Here is a 24,180-nt window from a genome sequence, read left to right on the forward strand (position 1 = left end):
CCTCATATCGAGCGTTCCGTAAGCATTTTCGGGAACAGAGACTATAGATCGAATTAAAAACACGGATCGAAAAACGCACATTCCTTGTTAACGCGGCAAGGTCACGCTGCTTTCAACCGGGCCGTGAAATTCCGTGGTAGCGCAGTTTGCGATAGAGCGTATTGCGGCTAATCCCCAGGCGCGCTGCCACATGGGCGATATGCCAATGCTCTGCCTCGATCAACGCCAGCAGCGTCTGCCGTTCGGATACGCCAAGTGGATCTTCGGCCAATGCGACTGTCACGGGTACTGCCGGTAGCAACTCCGTCAAGTCGTCTTGAGTGACACGCCCCTCCAGCGACAAGGCGACCAGCGTGCGCAGGCATGTACGCAGTTGCCGGACATTGCCCGGCCAGCGTTGTTTCAGCAGGCGCTCCCTGACGCCCGCCTCCAGCCGAATTTTTGAACCTTTGCTCTCTTCGAGCAGCAGAAGGTCAAGCAAACGGCCCTTGTCTGCTCGGTCGCGCAACGGCGGTAGCTGCACGGTGAACCCGGCAATGCGGTAAAAAAGATCTTCACGAAAACGCCCTTCGGCCACACAGGCATGCAGATCCTGGTGACTGGCACTGATAAGGCGCAGGTCAAGAGGACGTGCCGTCGCGCCACCGAGCGGCACCACCTGGCGTTCCTCCAGTACTCGCAACAGGCGAGTCTGTAACGCCAGTGGCATGTCGGCGATCTCATCGAGAAACAGGATGCCGCCATCGGCCTGCTCCAGTTTGCCGATCATCCCGTCCTTGCGTGCGCCAGTGAAGCTGCCGCCGCGATAACCGAACAACTCGCTCTCGATCAGCGTTTCCGGAATGGCCGCGCAGTTGATCGCCACAAACGGCTGCTTCGCCCTGCCGCTGGCTCGGTGCAGCGCTGCCGCAAAAGCTTCTTTGCCGGTACCGGTTTCGCCTTGTAAAAACACCGGTACGTCATGTTCCAGAACACGTAATGCACGGGTAAAGCCGCGTTGCAGGCGCGGGTCTTCCAGGCACACGTGCACGTCGTTGATCATGGGCGCTGGTGACGTGACCAAAGGCGCCGGCTGCGTGGGCTCGCGCAACTGTGCGTAGAACAGGCGTCCGTCTACCAGGCGCATGGGCCAACAGACACTCGACTGGGCGCTGGCCTGGCTCATCAACTGATCGACGGGTGTTTCCAACAGCATGGTCAGGGATTGCCCAACCACCTGGTCACGGCTGAGGCCCAGCAGATCCAGCGCAGCAGGGTTGATGGAACAGATACGGGCACTCTCGTCGAAACTGAGCAGCCCTTCACCCAGCAGGCCGACGAAGCCAGCTTCAGGGTGAAAACGCAGCAAATAGCGCTGCGGATCCTGGCCCAGGAAAAAACAGCTCTCAATCAGCCGGGCTGACAGGTGGGTCAATGCCACGGCCTGGAAGTGTTGCTGAAGGCTGAGGTCATCCCGCACAGAGGAGAGGTTAAGCACGGCCAGCAACTCTCCACTGGCATCAAATATCGGGCTCGCCGAACAGGTTAGACCGACGTGCTTGCCACGGAAATGTTCATCACGGCGGATGGTGACGTGCTGTCGCTCGACCAGGCAGGTGCCGACCCCATTGGTGCCTTCATATTCTTCACTCCATACCGATCCGAGCCACAACCCGGAACGCTGAAGCTGCACTCGCTCGGTTTCGTTAAACACACTGTCGATTGCTACGCCGCGGGCATCGGTGAGAAGCACAACGTGGCCATCACGGCCGAGTTGCTGGTGCAGGTTGCCCATCTGCCAATGCGCGCCAGCGATGATGTGTTCCAGGGGCGCGCGGTGGTCCTGCAAGCGTGGATGCTCAAGCACGTTGGGGGCGCGGCGGCTGGCAGGGTCGAGCTGATGCTGATCCAGGCAGCGGCGCCAGGATCGGGTGATGGCCAGGTCAGCATCGGGGCTGTGGCTGGCGATAGTGCCCTGCACGGCTTGTAGCACTTGTTGTGCATGGGCGTTGATCAAGGCCGGTTTCATTATTCTTGTTCTCCGTTACGGTCAGGATACGGGGCTGTTTGCAGCTTATATCAAAAGCTCGCAACGGGCGCTTTTCGTACCGGGTGACACTCTGTCATCCACCCTTTCCAAAAACGTGACAGAGATCCGCGTCCGGGCCTGAGCAGTACAGCAGCCGCCGCTCTGCAACGGGGCTTTGACAAAGATGGCCCGGGCCTTGCTCTGGTCTGGTTGTTACCAAAACAACAAGATCGGGAGAAACCCCATGAACATCGCTGTCGAAACACCTCTGCACACGCCAACGGCTCAGCTTGCGGCCTGGGTCGAAAGCCTCAACGAGCGTCTTGCCCAACGTGATCTGGACGCTACGCTGGAATTGTTCGCCAGCGAGTGTCACTGGCGTGACCTGCTGCTGTTCAGCTGGAACCTGCTGACCCTGGAGGGCAAGCCTGCCATCCGCGAGATGCTCGAAACACGCCTCGACCAGACGCGCCCTGAGCGGTGGCAAGTGGAAGGCGAAGCGACGCTCAATAACGGTGTGCTCGAAGGCTGGATCAGCCTGGAAACACAAGCGGCTCGAGGTAAAGGCTATGTACGCCTGAAAGATGGCCTGTGCTGGACGCTGCTGACGACCATGCGGGAACTCAAGGGGTTTGAAGAGCCCAGCGGTCGCCGTCGCCCGATGGGTGCCAGCCATGGTCACGCCCACGCAGACAAACGCAACTGGCTGGAGCGCCGAAGCGATGAAGAAGCAACGCTGGGTATCTCCACGCAACCCTACTGCCTGATCGTGGGCGGCGGCCAAGGGGGGCTGGGGCTCGCTGCGCGGCTCAAGCGAATGGGCGTACCCACCCTGATCGTCGACAAGGCTGACCGGCCTGGCGATCAATGGCGCGGTCGCTACAAGTCGCTGTGCCTGCACGACCCGGTCTGGTACGACCATATGCCATACCTGCCCTTCCCCGATCACTGGCCGGTTTTCACCCCAAAAGACCAGATTGGCGACTGGCTGGAAATGTACAGCAAAGTCATGGAGCTTAATTACTGGCCGCGTACGGAATGCGTGAGCGCCAGCTTTGACGAGCAAAGCGGCACCTGGACGGTTGAAGTGCTGCGTGATGGCGAACGTGTGACGTTACAACCGACCCAGTTGATTCTCGCCACCGGCATGTCTGGCGTACCCAATGTGCCAAGTTATCCGGGTGCCGAGGCTTTCAATGGCCAGCAGTATCATTCCAGCCGCCATCCCGGTGGCGACGCCTGGCGCGGCAAGCGCGCGGTGGTCATCGGCGCGAACAATTCGGCTCACGACATCTGCGCCGACCTGGTGGAGAACGGCGCCGAGGTGACCATGGTGCAACGCTCCAGCACCCATATCGTACGCTCCGACAGCTTGATGGAACTGGTGTTCGGCGGGCTCTACTCGGAAGATGCCCTGGAATCGGGTTTGACCACGGACAAGGCCGACATGCTGTTCGCCTCGATCCCTTACAAGGTGATGCCAGGCTTTCATCAACCCATCTTTGCCGCGATCAAGGAGCGCGACAAGGACTTCTACGAGCGCCTGACCAAGGCTGGCTTTATGCTAGATTTCGGTGACGACGAGTCCGGGCTTTTCATGAAATATGTACGCCGTGGTTCCGGGTACTACATCGATGTCGGCGCCAGCGAACTGATTGCTGACGGTACGATCAAGCTCAAGAGCGCACCTGGCCTTGGCGTCGAATGTATCGAAGCCGATGCCGTCGTACTCACCGATGGCAGTCGACTGCCGGCAGACCTGATCGTCTACGCCACGGGCTACGGTTCAATGAATGGCTGGGCGGCGAAGCTGATTTCCCGGGAAGTAGCGGACAAGGTCGGCCGTTGCTGGGGCCTGGGTTCTGGAACCACGAATGATCCCGGCCCTTACGAGGGCGAACTGCGCAACATGTGGAAGCCGACGCAGCAGGCAAACCTCTGGTTCCACGGTGGCAACCTGCATCAGTCACGGCATTATTCGCTGTATCTGGCGTTGCAGTTAAAAGCGCGTTTCGAAGGGCTCAACCCCTGCGTCTACGGTCTTGCCAAGAGCCACCACACGGGGTGAATCAAATGGCGCCCGACCGTGGCCGGGCGCCTCTGCACAATACCTCGGACAGCGCATCCAGGCCCTCTCGTTGTCCATCGGTGGCAATGTAGTCGTGCGTATAATGTGTTTTCTCTCAAACACTTAAGCTGTCCAATGAAAAAACTGCTTGCTGTAGTAGCGCTGTCCCTCGCGGTCATTACCCCTGCCTTTTCAAGCCCTCCATCGACATTTTCCGAAGCCAAGGTCATCGCAAAGCAGAAGATCTACCTCGACCAGGCCAACAGTGCTACGGGTGAGCTGTATTGCGGCTGCAAATGGACATGGGTAGGCAAGTCAGGTGGCCGAATCGATGCCGAGTCTTGCGGCTATCAAACCAGGAAACAACAAAGCCGCGCGCAACGCACAGAATGGGAGCATATCGTTCCTGCCTGGACTTTCGGTAACCAACGCCAATGCTGGCAGAACGGTGGGCGAAAACAGTGCGTGGATGATGATCCCGTATTCCGGGCGATGGAAGCCGATCTGTTCAACCTCTACCCCTCTGTTGGCGAGGTGAACGGCGATCGCAGTAATTTCAACTACGGCATGGCCACCGGGGTAGCGCCACAGTATGGGCAATGCAAGACGCGGGTTGATTTCGATCAACGTGCTGCGGAGCCGCGTGACGAGGTCAAGGGACTGGTCGCCAGAACCACCTTTTACATGTTCGACAGATACCGGCTGAGTATGTCTCGTCAGCAGCAACAGCTACTGATGGCCTGGGACAAGCAATACCCGGTGTCATCCTGGGAGAAAGAGCGAGATCGGCGCATTGCAGCCGTAATGGGGCACTCCAATCCTTTCGTAACGGGCGAGCGTCGATGGAGCCAAGGGTACAAGGCGGTGGGTGACGGGGTCGTCAGTGCCATTGCGCTTGATCCTCAACGTATACCCGTGCAGCCAACCCTGGCGAGTGCAAGTGGCGCAACTACGATCAAGGGCAACCGCAAGAGCCAGATCTACCACCTGTCTACGGGGTGCCCTGGTTATGCCCAGGTGTCCGCGAAAAACCAGATAGCTTTCGGCTCTGAATCAGAGGCTCAAGCGGCGGGATATCGAAAGGCAGGCAACTGCAAATAGTTGCCTTTCGGTGAAAACCGGCCTCACGAATTCATGAGGCCGGTTCAGCTCCGCGCAACGGCTATTTCAACTGTATCAACACCGGTGCAGCCAGCTTCGTCTACGGAGCATTGAAGCACTCTATAGATCTGCGAAACCACCTGCATCGTTGCTTCTTCAACGGTTCCTTCATTACGGCATAAAACCCAGCCGTGATCGGTGATCGCCCGTTCGAACGCCTGAGTAGAAGCGACATGTTCCTCCAGCTTAAGCATCACCGTACTGCCCAACCCGCGTGACCGTGCCGCGGCCCTCGCCCATGATATTTCCGGGGGCGTGACCACCCCGACATGCAGGTCCGGGACTTGCACGTTGCGATCGATATTCAACTGCAGAATCTCTGCAAACGGGGTTAGCCGGCGAAACGCGGCATCAGACGGGTACCAGCGATCGATCAGGATGATGCTGTCTGAGGGCTGTTTAGCCAATACATGCCGGGAAATCCAGCTACGGCTATCGGCAAGGCGCTCGCAAACCCGTAACTCCAATTCCCGGTCGGGATATCTGACGAGCTGGTTCACCAGGGCCATTGTTGCCCCCCGGCCGGGATCGCTTTTTTTCTCGCAAAGCCGGATGACCTTTTTGTTGTCTGCCCTCAGTACTTGGGTGACGGCTTCCAACAGTGTGGTTTTGCCGGCGCCCTTAGGCCCATCCAGAGAAACAAACAGCGCACGATTCATTCTTCACATAACGATTGATTGGGTGATGGGCACTCTAACCTGATTACTGGCTAACCGGTCGCAAAAATAGATGGCACAGCCGCTGCAGCCGATAGCCTGGAGCCGCGCACAACCCTTGCGGGGCAAAGTTTCCTCTATTGGCGGTTGCATCGGGTTTGGATTAACGTTCAATCCACCTGCCAACGTGACTTGAAGCCAGTCACTGCGTGCCCTTTCAGGAGGGCTGCTGGATGTCCCGGCGCCTGCCGCTGAGCCTGTTGTTGATAGCCCTCGCCGGTTGTACCGTGGGGCCGGACTTCGTGCGGCCCGAGCTGGCTGCGGATGCCGACTACACACAACAGGCATTCACCCGCACCGCGCAGGCTGATATTGCCGCAGGGGGCGCTGCGCAACGGCTGATCGCCGGCATGGATATCCCCGGGCAATGGTGGACGCTGTTCCGCTCGCCGGAGTTGAACGCACTGGTCGAAGAGGCGTTGCGCGCCAACCCGGATGTCAGCGCCGCCCAGGCAGCCTTGCGCCAGGCCAATGAGCTGGTCTATGCCGATCAGGCGTCCTTGTTTCCCTCGGTGGGCGCCAACCTGTCGAAAACCCGTGAGAAGGTCTCCGGGGCCAGCACAGGCGCTGCGTCTGCGCCGATTCTGACCCTGAGCTCCGCATCCCTGAATGTGTCGTATGCACCGGATGTCTTCGGCGGTACGCGCCGGCAAATCGAATCGTCCACGGCGCAAGCCCAATACCAGCGCTTTGCGCTGGAGGCCACCTACCTCACGCTGTCCACCAATGTGGTCAACACTGCGGTGAACCTGGCGTCCCTGCGCGACCAGATCGCGGCGACCGGGCAAATCATCCAGCTACAAAGTGACCAGCTCGACCTGCTGCAGGCGCAGCGACGCCTCGGCGCCATTGCCGATACCGATGTGCTGACCCAGCAAACCGCCCTGGCGCAAACCCGCGCGACGCTGGCGCCGTTGCAAAAACAGTTGGCGCAAACCCGTAACCAGTTGATGAGCTACCTGGGCAGGTTCCCCAATCAGGACAAGGGCGAGCGTTTCAACCTGGCCTCCCTGCATCTGCCGCAAGAATTGCCGGTAAGCTTGCCCTCGGCACTGGTCAGCCAGCGCCCGGACGTGCGTGCCGCAGAGGCGCAACTGCATGAGGCGAGTGCCAATATTGGCGTGGCGGTGGCCAATCAATTGCCACAGTTCAGCATCACCGGGTCACTGGGTTCCACGGTGGCCAGTGGCAGCAAGCTGTTTTCCGCAGGCTCGGGCGTGTGGAGCCTGGCCGGGGCCATCGCCCAGCCGCTGTTCGATGCCGGTGCGCTTGAACACCGCAAACGGGCGGCGGTGGCGGCGTATGACCAGTCGGCGGCGCAGTACCGGGGTACGGTGATTACTGCGTTCCAGGATGTGGCCAACGTGCTCAGGGCGCTGGAGGCCGATGCCGAGGCACTCAAGCAGCAAGTGGCCGCAGAACGCTCGGCCCAGGCCAGCCTTGCGCTGGTGCAGGCGCAGTACCGCCTGGGTGCAGTGGCTTATATCAACCTGCTCACGGCGCAGCAAACATACCAGAACACCGTACTCACCCGGGTCCAGGCCCAGGCCGTGCGCTACAGCGACAGCGCAGCGCTGTTTCAGGCGCTGGGCGGTGGCTGGTGGAACCGCCGCGACGTTGACCCTGGCAGCAAGGGTCACCCTGACCGCTTCGGCCTGCCAACCCGGGAAGAACTGATGCCGGCCCACAACAAGGCAGCGCCTGCCGCCCCCACCCGGTTCGACTGACCGGCTCACCGATACAGCGAGACCCCACATGGCTGACGTCAAGACTGCCTCTGCCCTGCCTCCTCAGCCCACCGCACCCGGCGGTCCGCGCAAGCGTCGGCTGTGGCGGCCGATGATCATCATGATCGTGGTGGTGCTGGTTATCGTGGCAATCATCGCCGGGGTCAAGTTCACCCAGATTTCAGCCCTGATCGCCCAGTCGAAACAGCCCTTGCCCGCGGCCGTGGTCACGGCCCTGAAGGTACCGTTCGACGACTGGCAGCCAACGGTCTCCGCCATCGGCTCGATAAAGGCTGTGCGCGGGGTTGATGTGACCACCGAAGTGGGCGGCATCGTGCGCAGCATCGGCTTTGTCCCGGGCCAGGAAGTGGCAGCACAGGCGCTGCTTGTGCAATTGAATGCCGACTCGGACATCGCCCTGCTGCACTCGCTGGAAGCCACGGCGGACCTGGCCGCCATCGTCCTCAAGCGTGACCGTGCGCAACTGGCGGTCAACGCCGTGTCCCAGGCACAAGTGGACAGCGACAGCGCCGACCTCAAAGCCAAACTGGCCGCTGCAGAGCAGCAGCGTGCACTGGTGGCGAAAAAAACCATTCGCGCCCCCTTTGCCGGGCGTATCGGGATTACCGCCGTCAACCCCGGGCAATACCTTAACCCGGGCGACAAAATCGCCACGCTGCAGACCTTCGACCCCATTTACATCGACTTCAACGTGCCCCAGACCCAACTGGAAGCGATTGCCGTCGGGCAAACAGTATCGGTGAGCGCCGATGGCCTCTCCAACCAGACATTCAAGGGGCGCGTCAGCACCATCGACACCCGGTTCGACCCGACCACGCGCAACATCACGGTCGAAGCCAGCGTGGCCAACCCCGGCAAAAAACTGGTGCCGGGCATGTTTGCGCGTGCGGTTGTCGACTCGGGGGCGGTGCTGCGCTACCTGACCGTGCCACAAACAGCGATCACCTATAACCCCTACGGCACCACCGTTTTTATCGCGTTGTCGAGCAAGAACGATAAGGGTGAAGAGGTACTTACGGCGCAACAGACCTTTATCAAGACCGGCCCGACCCGTGGCGATCAGGTCGCCATCCTGTCCGGCGTGAAGGAAGGCGACCTGTTGATCACCAGTGGCCAGATGAAACTCAAAAATGGCTCGCCGGTGCACATCGATAACAGTGCTGCACCGCTCAACGATGCGGCACCAACGCCTCAAGAACACTGAAGGTGACCCATGAAGCTCACCGATACCTTTATTCAGCGCCCGGTCTGGGCTGTGGTCGTTTCGCTGTTTATTCTTATCCTGGGGCTGCGTTCGATTTTCGAGCTGCCCGTCAACCAATGGCCGCGCACCGAAAATGCGGTGGTGACCATTACTACCGCTTACTACGGTGCCGATGCGGCTACAGTCGCCGGGTTTATCACCCAGCCCCTGGAGTCGGCGATCGCCCAGGCCCAGGGCATTGATTATCTGTCGTCGTCGAGCATTACCGGGGTCTCGACCATTACCGCCACGCTGCGGCTGAACTTCGACGCCAGCAAGGCCCTGACCGAGATCAACACCCAGGTCAACTCGGTGAAGAACCAGCTGCCGGCCCAGGCCCAGGAGCCGGTGCTGTCGGTTGCCGTCGGGCAAACCACGGATGCCATGTACCTGGGGTTCTACAGCGACACCCTGCCCACCAATAACATCACCGACTACCTGGTGCGGGTGGTCAAACCCAAGCTCGACTCGATCCAGGGCGTGCAAACCGCAGAAATCCTCGGCGGGCGCCAGTTCGCCCTGCGCGCCTGGCTGGACCCGGACAAACTGGCCGCCCATGACGTCACCGCCCAGGACGTAGCCACTGCCCTGGCCAACAATAACTACCTGTCTGCCGTCGGCTCGACCCGCGGGCAAATGGTCACGGTGGACCTGACGGCAGGGACCGACTTGCACACGGTGGATGAATTCAAACGGCTGGTGATCAAGAACAACGACGATGCCCTGGTGTACCTGGAAGATGTCGCGACCGTGACCCTGGGCGCAGAAAGCTACGACAGCAGCGTGGCGTTTTCCGGCAAGCGTTCGGTGTTTATCGGTATCAAGGCCGCGCCCAATGCCAATATCCTCAGCGTCGCCACCAGCGTGCGCAACGCCTTCCCTGAACTGCAGGCGCAATTGCCTGCCGGCGTGCGCGGCGAAATCGTCTATGACTCCACGGCGTTCATCAACACGTCGATTGTCGAGGTGGTCAAGACCCTGGCGGAAGCCATGGTCATCGTGTCTGTGGTCATCTACCTGTTCCTCGGCTCATTGCGCGCGGTGATCGTGCCGCTGGTGGCGATACCGCTGTCGTTGGTCGGTACCTTCTTTGTCATGTACCTGCTGGGTTATTCGATCAACCTGCTGACCTTGCTGGCACTGGTTCTGGCCATTGGCCTGGTGGTGGACGACGCGATTATCGTGGTGGAAAACGTCGACCGGCATATCAAGGAGCAAGGCAAAGGCGTATTTGAAGCCGCGCTGGTGGCAGCGCGGGAACTGGGCGGCCCGATTATCGCGATGACCGTCGTGTTGATTGCCGCCTATGTACCGATCGGGCTGCGCAGCGGCCTGACGGGGGCACTGTTCAAGGAGTTCTGTTTTTCCCTGGCCGGTGCAGTGACCGTATCGGCGGTGGTGGCCTTGACGCTGTCGCCGATGATGACCTCCCGGCTGTTGAAACCCGGGCAGGATGAAGGTCGCTTCGCGCGCTGGCTCGATCAGTGTTTTGACTGGTTGCGCGGGCGTTACCATCGCGTCCTGTCAGCTGGCCTGGACGTCTGGCCGGTGCTGGTGATATTTGGTTTTGTCCTGTTTGTGCTGGTTGCCGCCAGTGGCATGACCGCCAAGAGCGAACTGTCACCGACCGAGGACCAGGGGCTGGTGTTCATGATGATCAAGGGCCCGCCGACGGCTGCGCCCCAGCAGATGGAGCGCATTGCCGACCAGGCGTTCCAGATCGCCAACAAGGAACCTGAATACGCGCAAATGTTCCAGCTGACCGGGCTGCCGGCCCTCAATCAGGGCCTGGGCGGGGTCTTGCTCAAGCCCTGGAACGAACGCACACGCTCCCAGGCCGAGCTGATCATGGACCTGCAGCAAAAATGGAATCAGGTGCCGGGCGCTACCGTCGCCGCTTTTCCATTGCCTTCGTTACCGGGCGCCCAGGGCTTGCCGGTGCAGTTTGTGATCACCACCACCGACTCGGTAGAAAACCTCAATGAAGTGGCGCAGGCGGTAATGGCCGAGGCCCAGAAACAACAGCTGTTCTGGTTTGCCGACATGGACCTGAAACTGGACAAGCCGCAGGCCAGACTGGTGGTCGACCGGGAAAAAATTGCCGCGCTGGGCATGACCCAGGCTGATGTCGGCGCCGCCCTGTCCGCGGCTCTGGGTGGCAACTATGTCAACTACTTCTCCACCGCCGGACGTTCGTACAAGGTCATCCCGCAAGTGCTGCAGGTTGACCGGCTCAACCCCGGGCAGATTCTCGATTACTACATCCGCACGCCCGCCGGGGTCATGATCCCGGCGCGCACCGTGGCGCATATCGAGACCTCGACCCAACCCGAGTCGATCAACCACTTCCAGCAGTTGAACTCGGCAACCCTCTCGGGCGTCAGCGGCGTGTCCCAGGGCGAGTTGCTGGCGAAGCTCAACACCATTCTGAGCAACATTGCGCCCTCGGGCTACACCTCGGATTTTTCCGGTGAGTCGCGTCAGTTTATCCAGGAGTCCGGGGGTTTTGTCGGCTTGCTGCTGTTTTCGATTTTGATCGTCTACCTGGCGCTGGCCTTCCAGTTCGAAAGCTTTCGCGATCCGGTGGTGATCCTGTTCTCGGTGCCGCCAGCACTGTTTGGTGCGCTGGCCTTTATCACCATGGGCTTTGCCTCGATCAATGTTTATACCCAGGTGGGCCTGGTGACATTGCTGGGCTTGATCACCAAGCACGGGATCCTGATCGTGCAGTTTGCCAATGAACTGCAACGCGCTGGCCGCAGCAAGCGTGAGGCCATTGAGGAAGCCGCCGGCGTGCGTCTGCGGCCGATCCTGATGACCACGGCTGCGATGGTACTGGGCGTAGTGCCACTGGTGTGGGCTTCAGGCGCCGGCGCTGCAGGGCGCCATGACATGGGCCTGGTGATCTTCGCCGGGCTGTCCATCGGCACCCTGCTGACGCTGTTTATGGTGCCGGCGATGTACCTGTTTATCGGTTCCAGCCATCACCTCCAGGCGGCACAGCTATCGACCGACCCGCACGCCTGATGAATACGGGGGGCAAGGTTGACAGGTTCGCATACGTGCTCTAGGTTGACGCAAACGTAAACGGAAGCCATCCCGACCCCGTTTACCAAAACAATAATTATAAGAGAGTCACCCATGAGCACGATGGCGATACTGATATCCCTTCTGTTGTTGATGTTTCTCGCCTATAGGGGCGTGACGGTGTTGATCCTGGCACCGCTGATGGCCGCCCTGGCGGTTCTGCTCAGCGGCGCCGCCGCCGATATCATGCCCACCTATACCCAGCTGTTCATGAAAGAGCTGGGGCTGTATGTGATCAAATTTTTCCCCCTGTTCATCCTCGGTGCCCTGTTCGGCAAGCTGGTCGCCGACTCCGGGGCGGCGCATACCATCGCTGACTGGTTTATGCGCAAACTGGGCCATCGCCATGCCATTCTCACCGTGGTCCTGGCCTGCGCACTGCTGACCTACGGGGGCGTGTCGCTGTTTGTGGTGGCCTTTGCCGTGTACCCGATCGGCGCCGCGATTTTTCGTGAGTCCGGCACGCCAAAACGCTACATGCCTGCCGCCATCGCGCTGGGGGCCTTTACCTTCACCATGACCGCGCTGCCGGGCGCGCCGTCGATCCAGAACTCGATTCCAACCGCGTATCTGGGCACCACCACCTTTGCCGCCCCGGGCCTGGGCATTATTGCCTCGATCGTCATGCTCTGGATGGGCAGCTGGCTGCTGCAGTCACGGGCCCGCAAGGCCATGGCCAACGGTGAAGGCTACGGCCCCCACGACGACGAAATACCGGCCAGTGACGGGGTCAAAAGGCCCGGGCTGCTGGTCGCCCTGCTGCCGATTATTGTGGTGATCGGCCTTAACGCGGCCTTCAGCTACTGGATCCTGCCTGCGCTGGACCTCAGCGTGTTGCGTGAGGAGCGCTTTGGCAATATCGACCCGCTGAGCGTCATAGGCCTGTGGTCGGTGCTGCTGGCACTGATGTGTGCGATCGTCTTTGTGATCCTGCTCAACTGGCGGCGCTGGGACAACCTCACGGTCACTATCAACAAGGGCACCATCGGCGCACTGCTGCCGATCTTCAACACCGCCTCGGAAGTGGCTTACGGCGCAGTGATCGCCGGCATGGCCGGGTTTGCGGTCATCAAGGACACCATCCTCAATATCTCGCCGGAGCACCCGCTGATTTCCGCCGTGCTGAGCATGAACGTGCTGGCGGGCATCACCGGTTCTTCGTCCGGAGGCCTGAGCATCGCCTTCCGGACCCTGGGCAGTGACTATCTGCGCATGATCGAGGCCGCCGGTATCAGCCCGGACCTGTTCCACCGGGTCGCCACCATTGCTGCCGGTGGCCTGGACACCCTGCCCCATTCGGGCGCGGTGATCACCTTACTGGCGATTTGCAATCTCACCCATCGCCAGTCTTACCCGCAAATTTTCATGATGACGACCGTTGTGCCCATGACCGCCTTGCTGGTGGTGATGGTGCTGGGTTCAACGTTCGGCAGCTTCTGATCATGGCGCATAACAACAAGGATTCGACCATGCACACAGCGCACGTCTCTGCCCGCTACCCGCAATGGGATGCCCCGCAGCGTTTCAATATTGCCCGGGCCTGCTGCGACTGCTGGGCAGAGGACCCCACACGCATTGCGATCATCGAAAAAAACGCCGATGGTTCGGTACACCAGCACAGTTTTGCAACCCTGCAACAGCACGCCAACCGCCTGGCCAATAGCCTGCGTGAACACGGTGTGCAGGCGGGGGACCGGGTCGGGATCATGCTGCCACAGGGGCTGGAGGCCGGCACCGCGCATATTGCCCTGTACAAGCTGGGTGCCATTGCGGTGCCGCTGTTCAAGCTGTTCGGCAGCGATGCCATCGAACATCGCGCGTCGAACTGCGGCATGCGCGGGCTGATCACCGATCTGAGCGGCCTGCACAAGATCGACGGGGTACGCGCCAACCTGCCGCAATTGCAGCTGTGCTATGTCATTGATGCTCCCGCGCAGCGTTCCGATGTGCTGGATTATCACACCCAGCTCAAGCGCCAGAGCGACCGTTTCGAGACCCTCGACACCGCAGCCCAGGACCCGGCCCTGATCATCTACACCTCCGGCACCACTGGCCACCCCAAGGGCGCGCTGCATGCCCATCGCGTGCTGCTTGGCCACCTGCCGGGGGTATGCAGCTCCCATGACGACTTCCCCCAGCCCGGCGACCGCATGTGGACCCCGGCGGACTGGGCATGGATCGGCGGCTTGCTCGACGTGCTGTTGCCCGCCTGGTACCACGGTGTGCCCGTGGTGGCCTACCGGGCCGACAAATTTGTCGCCGAAGACGTGTTCGAGCTGATCGCTGACTTGCAGATCAAAAATGTGTTCTTCCCGCCCACCGCGCTCAAGCTGCTGCGCAGCGTGGAAAACCCGCGCCAGCGCTGGCCACTGGCGCTGCGTTCAGTGGCCAGTGGCGGCGAGTCCCTGGGTGATGAGCTGCTGGCCTGGGGCGATCATGCACTGGGGGTGCGCATCAACGAATTCTACGGCCAGACTGAATGCAACCTGGTGGTGTCCTCCTGCGCCAGCCAGGGCATCTACCGTGCCCACGCCATAGGCCGTGCAGTCGAGGGTTTCAACGTGGCCATCGTCGACGACTATGGCGTGGTCGTGCCCGCAGGTGGCTCAGGGCATATTGCCGTGGCCACGCCCAACGGCAGCCAGATGCTGCGCTATTGGGAAAACAGCCAGGCCACCGAGGACAAATACCTCAATGGCTGGCTGGTGACCGGCGACAAGGGCTCGATGGATGACGACGGCTATATCTACTTTCTCGGGCGCAATGATGACGTTATCACCAGCGCCGGCTACCGCATTGGCCCCACCCCGATTGAAGACTGCCTGATCAAGCATCCGGCGGTAAAACTGGCCGCGGCCATCGGCAAGAAAGACCCTATACGCACGGAAGTGGTCAAGGCCTTTGTCGTGCTCAACCACGGCTACGCCGCCAGCGACGATACCGTGCGCCAGCTGCAGGCCCATGTCCGCGCCCAGCTCGCCGCCCATGAGTACCCGCGGGAAATTGAGTTTCTCGATGAACTGCCCATGACCACCACCGGCAAAATCATCCGCAAGGCCCTGCGCGAGCTTGAAGAACAACGCACTGCAATGGAGCTTGATACATGAACTTTCTAGGCAAGGCATTCGACGAAATCAGTGAAGGCGAAACCTTTGGCCAGTCACTGACCATTGATGCATCCCATATCAGCCGGGCCTGCGGCATGTTTGGCGATTTCAACCCGCTGCACAGCGATGCCGAATTCTGCGCCAACAGCCGTTTTGGCCGCCCGATCCTCCACGGCCCGATGACCAGCGCTTTTATGTCGGCCTCCATCGGCATGTACTTCTACGGCACCGCCGTGGCCTACCTGGAGCACAATTGCCGGTTTGTCGCCCCGGTGTTCGCTGGCGACACCCTCAGCGTGCAATGGACCATCACCCAGACCCTGGACAAACCCCGCAGCAATGGCGGCATTGCCGTGCTGCGCGGCGAGTGCAGCAACCAGCGCGGCGAACAGATCGCCGAGGCCAGCGGCAAGATTCTGCTCAGTAACCGTGCGCTGGTCGACGTGGTGCAGGCAGGCGGGTAAACCGCACGCGGCCAGGCGGGCCTGTGCTGCAGCCTCAGGGCGCCAGCGCAGGTCAGTTGCTGGCTTGGGCAGCCCTTGAGCCGACTCTGCGCCCTCCACACCTGCAGCCTTGAACATTTCGTAAAAAAGCGTAACATCCCCATCCATGATTCTCGAACAGCTCAAAGCCTTGGGCAATGACACTCGCATGCAAATGATGGAGTGGCTCAAAGACCCGCTCAGCAATTTCCCGCCCCAGGACCACGGTGATCCTGCGATCGGTGTGTGCGTCACCCATTTGCAGCACAAGGCCAGGCTGTCGCCTTCTACCGCGTCGGCGCATCTGGCCATTTTGCAGCGCGCCGGGTTCGTTCTGACCACGCGTATCGGCAAGTGGACTTACTACCGACGCAATGAGCAGGCGATTAATGACTTTGCGGCTAGGCTGAAAATCGAGTTGTAATTTTTACCTATACATTTCGTTATTTCGCGCAATGTAAAAACATGAGGAAGCCCCATGAGCACTAAAGCAATCTTCGTCAAACCCGGCGGCGGCTATCAGAATGTAGTGGTCGGCCACAGCGAAGCGCCTGCGCCAGGTGCCGGTGAAATCACGGTGCGTTTGCATGCCAACTCGCTGAACTATCACGACTTTGCGGTGGTTAGCGGCATGTGGGGGCCGAGCGAAGAGCGTATCCCGATGGCCGATGGCGCGGGTGAAGTGATTGCCGTAGGCACGGATGTGAGTGAATTCAAGGTCGGCGATTCGGTAGTCAGCACCTTCTTCCCGCAGTGGATCGACGGCACCCCGCTGGTAGAAGGTTTTGTCACCGTGCCGGGTGACGGCATTGACGGCTATGCCCGTGAGCAGGTCACCGCCAGCGCCGCATCGTTCACCCACGCCCCGGCCCGCTGGAGCCATGCCGAAGCAGCGACCCTGACCACCGCCGGCCTCACCGCCTGGCGTGCGCTGATGGCCGACGACTCGCTCAAGCCGGGCGACACGGTTCTGGTGCAAGGCACCGGCGGTGTGTCGATCTTCGCCCTGCAATTTGCCAAGATGGCGGGTGCCACGGTGATTGCGACCTCCTCCAGTGACGAAAAACTGGAGCGCCTCAAGGCGATGGGCGCCGACCATGTGATCAACTACCGCAAGGACAGCCAGTGGGGCGCAACCGCCCTGGCCCTGACCGGCGGGCGCGGAGTCGATCACATCATTGAAGTCGGCGGCCCGGCAACCCTGGAGCAGTCGATGATTGCCATCCGGGTGGGCGGGCATATCTCGATCATCGGTATCCTCAGCGGCGTCACCGGGGCGATGGACTTTGTACCGATGCTGATCAAGCAAGTGCGCCTGCAAGGTGTGCTGGTCGGCAGCCGCAGCCAGCAGCAGGCGATGATCCGGGCCATCGATGCCAATGGCATGCGCCCCGTAATTGATCGCCACTTCCCGCTTACCGACATCGTCGAAGCGTTCAAGTACCAGGAAACCAATCAGCACTTCGGCAAGATCATTCTGGACATCTGACCCACCCTCGCCGATGGCGCATTGACAGTGCGCCATCGGCTTCTCTAGATTCAGGCTTTTGCCCAGAGAGTGAGCCTGATGAGCCTTGAATCCGTACGCGCATTTTTTCACGCCAACGCCCCCGACCTGCACATCATCGAATTGGCCACCAGCACCGCAACTGTCGCGCTGGCCGCCGAGGCCCACGGCGTGGAGCCCGGGCAAATTGCCAAAACCCTGGCCTTTCGGGTGGGTGAACGCAACGTGTTGCTCGTGGCACGGGGTGACGCACGTATCGACAACAAAAAAATCAAGGACGCCTTGGGCAGCAAAGCCAAAATGCTCGATGCCGAAACGGTCATTGCCTTGACCAGTCACCCAGTGGGGGGTGTTTGCCCATTCGGCTTGGCCACCGATCTGGCGGTGTACTGCGATATTTCGCTGCAAAGCTTCAGTGAAGTCATGCCCGCCGCCGGCGCCACGCATACAGCGGTGAAGATTTGCCCGACGCGCATGGCCGATCTGGTCAAGGCGCAATGGGTAGATGTCTGCCAGCCCCTGCCGGCCGCCTGAATTCACAGCGAAGGCTCTGGAACAGGCATCTGCGCGAAGATGATTGTCTGACAATGTAGAAAATACAGTTGCGATCGATTATCATCCGCCGTTCGCTCAGCATCCTGCAAGCGTGTATCGACATAACTAAAACGTCGCAGGGTGCTGTTTCAAGGGAACGACCTGAGGCGCTCATGCACCGCTTTACTTTCAGCAAATCTTTGATTTGCGCAACACTGGGGATTATCAGCCTGCCGTCTATTGCGGCATTGCAACCGGCATCAGAGGCCGCACTGGCGGGCGAAACAACCAAGATCTGCCATTTCAACCAAGACACCAGCAGCGATTGCAGCACCACTTACCGTTACACCATCCTGACCAACAATGGCCGCGAGATGCTGTCGCGCATCGACTTCAGCTTCCCCGAGACTGATCAGCTGGAGATCATCGACGCCCAGTCGACGCAACCCGGCGGCAAACCGGTCGCCCTGGCCCCCACGCAAATCGATACGCGCATGGCGCCCAACCCCGACCAGGGCTTCCAGCGGGCTCGGCAAACCTCGATCGCGTTCCCCAACCTGCGCATCGGCACCCAAATCAGCTACACCGTGCGTGAACATACGGTGGCCAAACCGCTGATGACGCACTTCCATTACCCGATGATGTTCGGCCCTGCCCCCGTGCGTTCGGATGCCTTCAAAAGCACTTTCACCGCCGAACAGCCCATCGTCTGGCGCAGTGAATTGATGGAGGACTTTACCTTCAGCCCGTCATCCGACAACAAGACCCTGGTGATCGAGCAGAAAACACCGCGCTTTGTTAACTACATCAACGAAGCGGGCAACGCCTATATCCGCCAGATGCCACGGGTTGAAATCGCCAGTTCCGGCCAGGTGCAGGATCATCTCGCCAGCCTGGCCACGCGCTATCACCAAATCCTCGCCGCCAACCTGCCAGCGGGCGCCGCCAGGGTCGTCTCAGGCCTCAAGGGTTTGCCTGCCGCCGGGCAAGTGGCCGGGGTGATGCAATACATCCACGAGCAATACCGGTATATGGGCGACTGGCGCGCCACGGATCGTGGCTATGTGCCGTTTACCCTGAATGAAATCGAAGAGCGCGGCTACGGCGATTGCAAGGACCTGTCAGTGCTGCTGACCGCCATGTTGCAGGCCAGCGGCATAAACGCCCAGACCGCCTGGGTCAGCCGTGGCAGCAACCCGCTGGGGTTGCTGCTGCCTGGCATCGGCGCGGCCAACCACGCCATTGTCAAGGCGCACGTCAATGGCCAGGTCTGGTGGCTGGACCCGACCAACCCGGTGTTTATGCCGGGGCGCAGCATGCCCGACATCCAGAATCGCTGGGCGCTGGTCATCGATGCCGAGGGCAAGGTGTACCAGGACCATATCCCTGAAGAACAGCCAAGCCTGAGCATGGCCGTGAAGAAGTTCGAGCACTTCAACCGCGACGGTCAGGCCCGCACCACGGCTGAGGTACAGATGGGGCAAATGACCCTGATGCAGCTCAGCTTTGCCGACACCGACTCCGGAGTCAGCGCGACCGACCTGAACCTGTGTAACCATTTCGGCAAGGAAATCAGCGACTGCAAGATCAACCGCGAGAAAACCGCTTTTGTCGTGCCTGAGCGCTACAAGGTGCAGGCCACGCTGACCAACCTTCGGCCACTGGACAACCTGTCAGGGCAACTGGTGTACAAGCCGGCCTTTGCCAGCGAGCGCTGGGACAGCCTGATGAACTATCGACGCACCGGACAACTGGCGGATTTGTACATGGCCGATCCGGAAACCGTGACCTACGACATCACCCTCTCAGGGGCCAAGGTGGGCAAGGCGATCAAGGCCTGCAAGGTGAACTCGCCGTGGTTCGATATGACCTTGAGCAGCCAACGCAGCAAGGATGAGTACCGCTACCTGTACACCATGACGCAAAAACACAGCTGGTTGAGTCATGACGAGATCATGAGTGCACCGTTCGAGGCAATGCTCCAGCAAGCCCGGGCCTGCAACGAGAACATGCAGCAAGTGGTGCAACTCAACGCCAAGGGCTAAGCGCTTTGCGCCCAGCCACAAAAAAGCCCGACCCCTTGCGGGGCCGGGCTTTTTATTGGCTTAGGCGATGGCGGTATCGACCAGCACTTGTGCTTCCTCAACCAGGCGGTTGAGGTGCTCGTCGCCGATAAAACTCTCGGCGTAGATTTTGTAGATGTCTTCGGTGCCCGAAGGGCGTGCCGCAAACCAGCCGTTTTCAGTCATGACCTTGAGCCCGCCGATGGCCTGGTTGTTACCCGGTGCATGGCTAAGGATCTGGGTAATGGCTTCGCCTGCCAGGTGGGTGGACTTGACCTGCTCGGGCGACAGCTTGCCCAACAGCGCTTTTTGCTGCGGGGTGGCCTTGGCGTCGACGCGGGTGGAGAACGGCTGGCCCAGTTCCTCGGTCATTTTCTGGTACAGCTGGTAAGGGTCACGACCGCTGCGCGCAGTCATCTCGGCAGCCAGCAGCGACGGGATCAAGCCGTCCTTGTCGGTGGACCAGACGCTGCCGTCCAGACGCAGGAACGAGGCGCCGGCGCTTTCTTCGCCACCAAAGCCCAGCGAGCCGTCAAACAAACCATCGGCGAACCACTTGAAACCTACCGGCACTTCGTACAGGCGACGGTCCAGGCGCGCAGCGACACGGTCAATCAGGCCGCTGCTGACCACGGTCTTGCCCACGGCAGCATCGGCGCGCCATTGCGGCCGGTTGCGGAACAAGTAGTCGATGGACACGGCCAGATAATTGTTCGGCGCCAGCAGCCCGCCCGATGGGGTAACGATACCGTGGCGGTCGTGGTCCGGGTCACAGGCAAACGCCACGTCGAAGCGCTCTTTAAGGCCGATCAGGCCTTGCATGGCATAGCTGGATGACGGGTCCATGCGGATGCGACCATCCCAATCCACGCACATAAAGCGGAATGTCGGGTCGACTTCGGTGTTCACCACGTCCAGGTTCAGACCGTAGTGCTCGCCGATCGCCGACCAGTAGCGCACACCGGCACCGCCCAGCGGGTCAACGCCCAGGCGCAGATTGGCGCCGCGCAGGGTGTCCATGTCGATCACGTTTCGCAGATCGGCAACATAGGTGTTCAGGTAATCATGGCGGTGGGTGGTGGCGGCTTTCAGGGCCTGCTCGTAGCCCATGCGCTTGACCCCGCGCAGCTTGTCGGCCAGCAACTCGTTGGCCTTGGCCTCGATCCATTTGGTGACATCGGTATCGGCCGGGCCACCATTGGGCGGGTTGTACTTGAAACCGCCGCTTTCTGGCGGATTGTGCGACGGCGTAATCACTACGCCATCCGCCAGGCCGCTGGTGCGGCCACGGTTGTAGCAGATGATGGCGTGGGAAATGGCTGGCGTCGGGGTGTATTCATCGTCCGCTGCGATCATGGTCTCGACACCATTGGCAGCAAATACTTCCAGGGCACTGGCGCCAGCAGGCGTCGACAATGCGTGGGTATCGATGCCTACAAATAGCGGACCATTGATGCCCTTCATTTGACGGTACAGGCAGATGGCCTGGCTGATAGCCAGTACATGCCACTCATTGAAGCTCAGCTCGAACGAACTGCCGCGGTGCCCGGAAGTACCAAAGGCAACACGCTGGGTGGCGATGGCGGCATCGGGTTGACCGGTGTAATAAGCGGTCACCAGTCGCGCAATATCGACCAGCACGTTAGCCGGAGCCGGTTTGCCCGCAAGAGGACTGAGTGTCATGCAAAACCTCGGGAAATATGTGATTCGGAGGAAAAAAAGCAGTTTACTGGCAGTTCGACACTGGCGCGATGCAATCTATCCATGCCAAGTGATCTGTTTTGCACTTTAATGCACTCTGCGTTGTCTGTAGTTGCTCCAGACACGTTGTTTTGTACATCTTCAGATCTGAAATAAGGAAAGCACCATGAAATCACTGGTGAACAGTGCGGCTGTACTACTTGCCCTGGGTACACTGTGCAGTGCGGCCAACGCCGCCAAACTGGAAGACGTCGCTCCCTATCCCAAAGCCGAGGCGGGCTTTAGCCGCCAGGTCATTCATTTGCCCAAGCAGAAGAATGAAGACGATTACAAAGTCCAGATCATCGCGGGCAAGACCCTGCAGGTCGACTGCAACCAGCAGCGCCTTGGCGGTAAACTGGAAGAAAAAACCCTCAAGGGCTGGGGCTACCCGATGTATCGCCTGAACAAAGTCAGCGGGCCGATGAGCACGATGATGGCCTGCCCCGATGGCAAGGCCCACCCCGAATTCGTCCCTGTGGTCGGTGAAGGCTTTATGCTGCGCTACAACAGCAAACTGCCGATCGTGGTGTATGTACCCAAGGATATCGAAGTGCGCTACCGCATCTGGTCAGCCTCCAAGCAGATCAAGCAGGCTGTAAGCGAGTAAGCGCTTGGTCTTTGCCTTGTGGGAGCTGGCATGCCTGCTCCCACAAGGGTTGAGGGTTATTGCAAGCCCACTCGATACAGCACGCCATTGTCCTCATCGGTCAGCACATATAAATAGCCATCCGGCCCCTGGCGCACATCACGAATACGCGCCTTGAGTTCACCCAGCAAGCGCTCCTCATGCACCACCTTGTCATCCTTGAGCTGCAGGCGGATCAGGTTTTTATCGGCCAGGGCACCGATAAACAGGTTGTGCTGCCACGGCTTGAACCGGTCTGAATCGTAAAAGGCCATGCCACTGATACCTGGCGATTTCTCCCAAACGTGATACGGCCCCACCGTACCTTCGACAATTGTGCCCTGCGCCTCGGAAATCGGCCTGGAAGAGTAGTCAATGCCGTGGGTCGCCAGCGGCCAGCCGTAGTTTTTACCGCGCTCGATCAGGTTGATTTCATCCCCCCCTTTTGGCCCGTGCTCATGGGTCCACAGGGTGCCGGTCCAGGGGTTCAGTGCCGCGCCCTGCTGGTTACGATGCCCGTATGACCAGATTTCCGGCCTTGCGTCCTTGTTGCCGACAAACGGGTTGTCGTCAGGGATGCGGCCATCCGGGTAGATGCGCACGACCTTGCCCTGCAGTTTGTCCAGGTCCTGTGCTGTCGGGCGCTGATTGTTTTCGCCCAGGGCGATAAACAGATAGCCGTCGCGGTCGAATACCAGCCGCGAGCCAAAGTGGTTGCCAGTGGAGAGCTTGGGTTGCTGGCGGAAGATCACTTCAAAATTGGTCAAGCGGGTCAGGTCATCCGACAGGCGCCCACGGCCCACCGTGGTGCCCGCCTTGCCGTCTTCGCCGCCTTCGGCGTAGGACAAGTACACCAGCCGGTCTTCACCGAAACTGGGCGACAGCACCACATCGAGTAAACCGCCCTGCCCTTTGGCCCACACCTGGGGCACGCCTGAGAGCGGTGCCGAGAGTTTGCCATCAGGGCTGACGGTTCGCAGGTTGCCCGGGCGCTCGGTCACCAGCATGCCTTGCTTGTCAGGCAAAAAGGCCAGTGCCCAGGGATGGTCAAGGCCTTCTACCACTGGGGTTACGGTGACGGTTCCGGATTCGCTGGCAAAGGACTTTTGCGGACCGGCATGGGCCGTGAAGACAGTAGTGAGTAGCGAAGAGGCGCACAAGGTGGCCAGCAAGGTTGTTCTCAACATCAGCAATTCCTTGTTTTGTTAAGGTTTGTCTCGCGGCTGGAGCGATGGAGCTGTCGGTTTGCGGGTGGGTGGCGGCGCCTGGTGACGTGGGTAGCCATTGCCGATGGCTCCATTTTCCAGGCTCGGTGCTCGCGGCACAGGGGCTGTTGACGGGCCTCCTGCCCCTGGAACGGATGCGCCCGTGCCCTGGCGGCTATTGGGGTTGATGCGGCGGATGGCATCATTGGCCGGCGGGGTATTGGTGATCGGCGTATTCTGCGCCAGCAGCACTGGCGAACCTGGCGGGGTGTGCGCCTGCGCCTGGCCAGCCAGTACGCCGCCGATCAACATGAGTAAACAACTGTATTTAAGCGGATTCATTACGCCCTCCGGATCACGTCTCGATGTCGGGGCCAATCTCAATCACCGTCGACTCCCGCGCTTGCGCCAGCAATGCTTCGCGGCAGACCTGGTAGCAGTCTTCGATATGACCGTTGCCGACCACTTTCATCACGCCGAAGCTGATGGTGGCCGCCACGGCCTGCCCCACAAAAGGAACAAAACGAATCACCGACTTGGTGGCCACCTTGGCGCCCATTTTGCGCACCAGCGACATCACCAGGGTGCGGCTGATAAATTTGCCGATCACTTCACTGCCAATACCGGTGACTGCCACCACGATCAGGCGTTTGGAGCGTGAGTCCATCTGCTCGATCTGGTGCGGGGTCAAGCCGAACTTGCTGTTGATAGCCGGCAGCATCTCTACCAGCAGTGCCACGTCGGTGCCGATGTCCAGCCCCGGTATCGGCAACGCAGCCGCACCTGCCGACACAGCCGAGCGCTTGGTGACCATGGCACGGCACTCGTCACGAATACGGTCAAGTTCGGCTAATGATCTGATTAACATAGGATTCCCCGACAG

The 24,180-nt window shown here is 60.2% G+C and carries 19 protein-coding genes; 13 read left to right on the plus strand and 6 right to left on the minus strand.

Translation table 11 applies throughout. The features are described 5' to 3' along the window. Positions 1–112: 112 nt before the first annotated feature. Positions 113–2,008: a sigma-54-dependent Fis family transcriptional regulator gene (locus tag AB3G35_RS15005; protein ID WP_369781706.1), complete on the minus strand. Its 1,896-nt coding sequence runs from the start codon at positions 2,006–2,008 to the stop codon at positions 113–115. A 244-nt stretch (positions 2,009–2,252) separates the two neighbouring features. Between AB3G35_RS15005 and AB3G35_RS15010 the strand changes: the two genes are divergently transcribed. Together AB3G35_RS15010 and AB3G35_RS15015 are read left to right on the plus strand one after the other, a co-directional pair. Beyond that, a complete protein-coding gene (locus AB3G35_RS15010) occupies positions 2,253–4,076 on the plus strand; it encodes an NAD(P)/FAD-dependent oxidoreductase (RefSeq protein WP_369781707.1) in 1,824 nt (607 codons plus the stop codon). Positions 4,077–4,211: 135 nt separating this feature from the next. Next, positions 4,212–5,177 carry an endonuclease gene (locus AB3G35_RS15015; protein WP_106115871.1) on the plus strand — a complete coding sequence of 322 codons (966 nt, stop codon included), beginning with the start codon at positions 4,212–4,214 and terminating at the stop codon, positions 5,175–5,177. A 44-nt stretch (positions 5,178–5,221) separates the two neighbouring features. Here the strand turns inward: AB3G35_RS15015 and AB3G35_RS15020 are convergent, their stop codons facing one another. Then, the gene (locus AB3G35_RS15020; protein WP_106115870.1) at positions 5,222–5,896 is read right to left on the minus strand and encodes a dTMP kinase; all 675 of its coding nucleotides are present in this window, start codon (positions 5,894–5,896) and stop codon (positions 5,222–5,224) included. A gap of 230 nt (positions 5,897–6,126) precedes the next feature. Here AB3G35_RS15020 and AB3G35_RS15025 point away from each other — a divergent pair, with 230 nt between their 5' ends. From AB3G35_RS15025 to AB3G35_RS15070, 10 genes are all read left to right on the plus strand, one after another. Further along, positions 6,127–7,680: an efflux transporter outer membrane subunit gene (locus AB3G35_RS15025; protein ID WP_369781708.1), complete on the plus strand. Its 1,554-nt coding sequence runs from the start codon at positions 6,127–6,129 to the stop codon at positions 7,678–7,680. A gap of 28 nt (positions 7,681–7,708) precedes the next feature. Next, positions 7,709–8,905, plus strand: coding sequence for an efflux RND transporter periplasmic adaptor subunit (locus tag AB3G35_RS15030; RefSeq protein WP_086797199.1), 1,197 nt, complete (start codon positions 7,709–7,711; stop codon positions 8,903–8,905). Positions 8,906–8,914: 9 nt separating this feature from the next. Continuing rightward, positions 8,915–11,971, plus strand: a complete 3,057-nt coding sequence (locus AB3G35_RS15035) for an efflux RND transporter permease subunit (protein WP_369781709.1) — start codon at positions 8,915–8,917, stop codon at positions 11,969–11,971. Between the two features lie 114 nt (positions 11,972–12,085). Continuing rightward, positions 12,086–13,471, plus strand: coding sequence for a GntP family permease (locus AB3G35_RS15040; protein WP_088377428.1), 1,386 nt, complete (start codon positions 12,086–12,088; stop codon positions 13,469–13,471). A 29-nt stretch (positions 13,472–13,500) separates the two neighbouring features. Further along, complete coding sequence (locus tag AB3G35_RS15045; RefSeq protein WP_369781710.1) at positions 13,501–15,138, plus strand: AMP-binding protein; 1,638 nt, start codon at positions 13,501–13,503, stop codon at positions 15,136–15,138. After that, positions 15,135–15,602, plus strand: coding sequence for a MaoC/PaaZ C-terminal domain-containing protein (locus AB3G35_RS15050; RefSeq protein WP_095039526.1), 468 nt, complete (start codon positions 15,135–15,137; stop codon positions 15,600–15,602). Before AB3G35_RS15045 ends, AB3G35_RS15050 begins: the two co-directional genes overlap by 4 nt. A 145-nt stretch (positions 15,603–15,747) precedes the next feature. Next, entirely contained in the window at positions 15,748–16,044 is a 297-nt protein-coding gene (locus tag AB3G35_RS15055) for an ArsR/SmtB family transcription factor (protein WP_369781711.1), read from the plus strand. A 54-nt stretch (positions 16,045–16,098) separates the two neighbouring features. Further along, positions 16,099–17,109, plus strand: coding sequence for an NAD(P)-dependent alcohol dehydrogenase (locus AB3G35_RS15060; RefSeq protein WP_083369522.1), 1,011 nt, complete (start codon positions 16,099–16,101; stop codon positions 17,107–17,109). A 78-nt stretch (positions 17,110–17,187) separates the two neighbouring features. Then, positions 17,188–17,661, plus strand: coding sequence for a YbaK/EbsC family protein (locus AB3G35_RS15065; RefSeq protein ID WP_369781712.1), 474 nt, complete (start codon positions 17,188–17,190; stop codon positions 17,659–17,661). A 173-nt stretch (positions 17,662–17,834) separates the two neighbouring features. Beyond that, a complete protein-coding gene (locus AB3G35_RS15070; protein ID WP_369781713.1) occupies positions 17,835–19,706 on the plus strand; it encodes a DUF3857 domain-containing transglutaminase family protein in 1,872 nt (623 codons plus the stop codon). Between the two features lie 60 nt (positions 19,707–19,766). On the opposite strand, the gene pgm is transcribed toward AB3G35_RS15070, so the two are convergent. Next, positions 19,767–21,407: a phosphoglucomutase (alpha-D-glucose-1,6-bisphosphate-dependent) gene (pgm, locus tag AB3G35_RS15075; RefSeq protein ID WP_169904671.1), complete on the minus strand. Its 1,641-nt coding sequence runs from the start codon at positions 21,405–21,407 to the stop codon at positions 19,767–19,769. 184 nt (positions 21,408–21,591) lie between these two features. Between pgm and eco the strand changes: the two genes are divergently transcribed. Continuing rightward, a complete protein-coding gene (gene eco, locus AB3G35_RS15080) occupies positions 21,592–22,074 on the plus strand; it encodes a serine protease inhibitor ecotin (RefSeq protein ID WP_088377431.1) in 483 nt (160 codons plus the stop codon). 56 nt (positions 22,075–22,130) lie between these two features. On the opposite strand, the gene AB3G35_RS15085 is transcribed toward eco, so the two are convergent. The 3 genes from AB3G35_RS15085 to AB3G35_RS15095 are packed head-to-tail and all read right to left on the minus strand — an operon-like array spanning position 22,131 to position 24,165. After that, entirely contained in the window at positions 22,131–23,279 is a 1,149-nt protein-coding gene (locus AB3G35_RS15085) for a PQQ-dependent sugar dehydrogenase (RefSeq protein WP_369781714.1), read from the minus strand. An 18-nt stretch (positions 23,280–23,297) separates the two neighbouring features. Beyond that, positions 23,298–23,639, minus strand: coding sequence for a hypothetical protein (locus tag AB3G35_RS15090; protein ID WP_029611418.1), 342 nt, complete (start codon positions 23,637–23,639; stop codon positions 23,298–23,300). 13 nt (positions 23,640–23,652) lie between these two features. After that, the gene (locus AB3G35_RS15095) at positions 23,653–24,165 is read right to left on the minus strand and encodes a hypothetical protein (protein WP_029611419.1); all 513 of its coding nucleotides are present in this window, start codon (positions 24,163–24,165) and stop codon (positions 23,653–23,655) included. Positions 24,166–24,180 lie beyond the last annotated feature (15 nt).

The sequence above is a fragment of the Pseudomonas sp. WC2401 genome, assembly GCF_041200115.1.
GTDB classification, from domain to species: Bacteria; Pseudomonadota; Gammaproteobacteria; order Pseudomonadales; family Pseudomonadaceae; genus Aquipseudomonas; species Aquipseudomonas fragi.

Coding starts and splice junctions, on each gene's coding strand:
- AB3G35_RS15005 (WP_369781706.1), bottom strand. CDS start 2,008: ATGAAACCGGCCTTGATCAACGCCCATGCACAACAAGTGCTACAAGCC.
- AB3G35_RS15010 (WP_369781707.1), top strand. CDS start 2,253: ATGAACATCGCTGTCGAAACACCTCTGCACACGCCAACGGCTCAGCTT.
- AB3G35_RS15015 (WP_106115871.1), top strand. CDS start 4,212: ATGAAAAAACTGCTTGCTGTAGTAGCGCTGTCCCTCGCGGTCATTACC.
- AB3G35_RS15020 (WP_106115870.1), bottom strand. CDS start 5,896: ATGAATCGTGCGCTGTTTGTTTCTCTGGATGGGCCTAAGGGCGCCGGC.
- AB3G35_RS15025 (WP_369781708.1), top strand. CDS start 6,127: ATGTCCCGGCGCCTGCCGCTGAGCCTGTTGTTGATAGCCCTCGCCGGT.
- AB3G35_RS15030 (WP_086797199.1), top strand. CDS start 7,709: ATGGCTGACGTCAAGACTGCCTCTGCCCTGCCTCCTCAGCCCACCGCA.
- AB3G35_RS15035 (WP_369781709.1), top strand. CDS start 8,915: ATGAAGCTCACCGATACCTTTATTCAGCGCCCGGTCTGGGCTGTGGTC.
- AB3G35_RS15040 (WP_088377428.1), top strand. CDS start 12,086: ATGAGCACGATGGCGATACTGATATCCCTTCTGTTGTTGATGTTTCTC.
- AB3G35_RS15045 (WP_369781710.1), top strand. CDS start 13,501: ATGCACACAGCGCACGTCTCTGCCCGCTACCCGCAATGGGATGCCCCG.
- AB3G35_RS15050 (WP_095039526.1), top strand. CDS start 15,135: ATGAACTTTCTAGGCAAGGCATTCGACGAAATCAGTGAAGGCGAAACC.
- AB3G35_RS15055 (WP_369781711.1), top strand. CDS start 15,748: ATGATTCTCGAACAGCTCAAAGCCTTGGGCAATGACACTCGCATGCAA.
- AB3G35_RS15060 (WP_083369522.1), top strand. CDS start 16,099: ATGAGCACTAAAGCAATCTTCGTCAAACCCGGCGGCGGCTATCAGAAT.
- AB3G35_RS15065 (WP_369781712.1), top strand. CDS start 17,188: ATGAGCCTTGAATCCGTACGCGCATTTTTTCACGCCAACGCCCCCGAC.
- AB3G35_RS15070 (WP_369781713.1), top strand. CDS start 17,835: ATGCACCGCTTTACTTTCAGCAAATCTTTGATTTGCGCAACACTGGGG.
- pgm (WP_169904671.1), bottom strand. CDS start 21,407: ATGACACTCAGTCCTCTTGCGGGCAAACCGGCTCCGGCTAACGTGCTG.
- eco (WP_088377431.1), top strand. CDS start 21,592: ATGAAATCACTGGTGAACAGTGCGGCTGTACTACTTGCCCTGGGTACA.
- AB3G35_RS15085 (WP_369781714.1), bottom strand. CDS start 23,279: ATGTTGAGAACAACCTTGCTGGCCACCTTGTGCGCCTCTTCGCTACTC.
- AB3G35_RS15090 (WP_029611418.1), bottom strand. CDS start 23,639: ATGAATCCGCTTAAATACAGTTGTTTACTCATGTTGATCGGCGGCGTA.
- AB3G35_RS15095 (WP_029611419.1), bottom strand. CDS start 24,165: ATGTTAATCAGATCATTAGCCGAACTTGACCGTATTCGTGACGAGTGC.